The following is a 3010-nucleotide window of genomic DNA, read 5'->3' as shown; positions in this document are numbered from 1 at the left end:
GGCAAACAGTTACTTTATACCCAAGTACTTAAAGAACAGCTAGGTGATGTACTTAAAGGCGCGCGGGGACTAGACGAATCGGTGGCTCGTCTGCACGATTTTGGGGATATTTTTTATTCTCAGGAATTTTTAGAGCCTAGGCCATTGCTGCAAGCTTTGCAAAGCCAAGATGGTGCGGTATTGCTGGTGGATGAAATCGACAAAGCCGATCAAGAATTCGAAGCCTTTTTGTTGGAATTATTGTCGGATTACCAAGTGTCTATCCCTGAAATTGGCACTATAAAGGCAAAATCCAAACCTATAGTGATGCTAACCAGTAACAATACTCGCGAGCTTGGCGATGCACTAAAACGCCGCTGTTTACATTTGTATATTCCATTCCCCGATGCGGCACTTGAAAGCCGAATTTTAGCAACCCAAGTGCAAGGATTAGATGCACTGTTGCGAGAGCAAATTGTCGCCATGATTGGCAAATTACGTGAAATGCCTTTAAAGAAATCCCCGGCCGTGAGTGAGTCCATTGATTGGGCAAGAGCCTTATTGTTATTAAATGTCGAAGAACTGGATCCAGTTTGGGTTAAAGATACCTTAAATTTATTGCTGAAATTCCAAGACGATATTGAGTTAGTTGAACCTGAAATTAATGCTCTATTGAAGGCGATAAAATAAGTGCGCTTTGTCGCTGATTTTATTGGCGCATTACGCGAGGCAGGTTTACCTGTTTCACCTGCCGAATCATTAGATGCCCTTAATGCCATTAAATTAATGGGGCTGGAACAGCGGCAGACCTCTAAAACGGTATTGGCCTTAACCTTAGTCAAACGTCAAGCAGACAGAGAAACCTATGATGAGTTATTTGATTTATATTTTGGCCAAAATGACAAAGCTTCAGATAATGATGAACTTAATGACGAGCTAAATAAAAATCCCATTGATGAGAAAAACTCTGCAACAACAGAAAGTGCCAACCAAACCAGTTCTCAAAACTCTGATAACGGCCAATCGCAAAATTTGGACAGCAAACAAGGCAACGCGAGTTCTACCTTAGGGCAAGCGCTTGGTAACGGTTCAGATATGAGTGTAGAGATTGTGCAAGCGGCCACAGCCGAAAACCTCGCATCCATCGTTTTATTTACCCAAAAGAATTATTTTGCTTACAAGATCATGCAACGATTAGGTGATGCTGAACTAAGTGCTGAAATCAGAGCAGAATCCAATGATCCAGCCACAAAAAAATTACAACGACAATTAACGCAAGCAAGGGCGCAATTACAAGAACATGTCAAAGATTACGTAGAACAGCAATATATGCTTTTTGCCCGCAATAAAGGGCAAAAATATCGTGTAGAGCATCTGCAACAAGCCAAATTAGGGCAACTTGAACACGCCGATTATAAATTGATGCAAAGCTTAGTGTATCGCGCCGCGCGAAAGCTCGCTTCACAACACAGTCGCCGCCGTTTAACCCGCAAACGTGGGCAACTCGATGTGCGAAAAACCATTGCCGCCAATGCAGCTTTTGACGGGGCGTTATTTCATACTCGCTGGAAGGCAACGCGAGTTGAGCGCCCTAAAGTAGTAGCCATTTGTGATGTCAGTGGCTCAGTCAGCCGGGTATCACGGTTTTTACTGATGTTTTTGTATTCGTTGCAAGATGTAATGCCCAAAGTTAAGTCTTATGTGTTTGCCTCGCAAATGGTCGATGTGTCCGAACTGTTCGAGCAAGAAAAGATTGAAATAGCCCTTGAAGAAATTATGCAGCGCTGGGCAGGCATGCCAACCGATTATGGTAAAGCCTTGGAAGGATTGCAGTCCCAAGCTTTGGCCAATATCGACAAAAGAACCACCGTGATTATGCTAGGTGATGCGCGCAATAATAAAGGGGATGGACGGATAGATATCTGGGAAAACGTCTATCGTAAAAGCAAGCGGGTGTTGTGGCTAAACCCTGAGCGGCAAAGTTTATGGGATACTGGCGATTCGATTATGTCTGAATATTCGCCTTGGTGTGGCAGTGTTGAGACTTGCAGAAGCCTAAAGGATATCGAACGGATTTTTAGCCGGATTTTGAAGTATTCCTAACACCTGCGGGGCGTAGCCGTGCGCGAAATGCCCGAGGGGTCACATCCGTTAGAGTCTTAAATACTTTCGAAAAAGAGCTGATATCGCGATACCCCACACTCATACTGATGGTTTTTATGCTGTCTTCGGTATTACCTAAATAATGTTTAGCAGCTTCGACTCTCAGTCGCTGTAAGTACCTTGAAGGAAGTTCTCCCGTGGCCTTTTGAAATCGGCGAATAAAGGTGCGTTTACTCATACCAATCTGATTGGCTAAATTCTGAAATTCAATACTGTCAGAATAATAATCATCCAGCCAGTCTTGTGCACGATGAATACCTAAATCTCTATGCTGACGAAAACCGGCGATGTTAATAAGGCTAATATCACCGTTTCTGCGACTGTCAGAGCGAATATCTCGACTTAAATCTGCGGCGATCTGTGCACCACAAAATATTTCCAACAAATGTAAACTAATATCCATAGAAGCATTTTGACCATTGGAGCTATAGATCTTTTGATGTTCAACACTGGCTTGGTTAAATTGCCACTCAACATCAGGATAACGTTGCTCAAACTCGGTTAAATGGCGCCAATAAGTGGTGGCTCTGCCACCATTTAACAATCCGGCTTCTGCTGCCCAAAAAATACCACTATTAATGCCCGCTATACGCGCACCTTTGGCATATTGTGTGGCCAACCAAGGGGGAATATTCGGATGTTGTTGTGTGGGTGTATGAAAATCTCCCCAATAGTGGGGCAGCAAAATCAAATCATAGGTTTGCTCGCCAATCATGGCATCGGCGTTAATGGAATGGCCTCCATAGAGTTGTACGGCTTGGTTATCGGCACTGAGTAAATCACAGTGAAATTGCTGATCTTGGGCTTGTCGCAAATTGGCACTATGAAACAATTCTAACGAGCCATAAACAGTAGATGCCCAAGCGCC

Annotated in this window: 3 protein-coding genes; 2 read left to right on the top strand and 1 reads right to left on the bottom strand. The window is 43.7% G+C overall.

Annotated features, from left to right (window positions below; all coding sequences use genetic code 11):
* Together Q0688_RS20420 and Q0688_RS20415 are read left to right on the top strand one after the other, a co-directional pair.
* A partial coding sequence (locus Q0688_RS20420) for a MoxR family ATPase (protein ID WP_299081755.1) occupies window positions 1-669 on the top strand: 669 nt, incomplete at its 5' end.
* Window positions 670-2082: a VWA domain-containing protein gene (locus tag Q0688_RS20415; RefSeq protein ID WP_299081752.1), complete on the top strand. Its 1413-nt coding sequence runs from the start codon at window positions 670-672 to the stop codon at window positions 2080-2082.
* Here Q0688_RS20415 and Q0688_RS20410 read toward each other — a convergent pair.
* Window positions 2057-3010, bottom strand: a 954-nt coding sequence (locus tag Q0688_RS20410; RefSeq protein ID WP_299081749.1) for a GlxA family transcriptional regulator, incomplete at its 5' end; no start/stop codon positions are given. The two genes, Q0688_RS20415 and Q0688_RS20410, sit on opposite strands and share 26 nt — an antisense overlap.

Source organism: uncultured Paraglaciecola sp., assembly GCF_937123705.1.
Taxonomy (GTDB): domain Bacteria; phylum Pseudomonadota; class Gammaproteobacteria; order Enterobacterales; family Alteromonadaceae; genus Paraglaciecola.
This window is presented reverse-complemented; position numbering and strand designations above follow the sequence as displayed.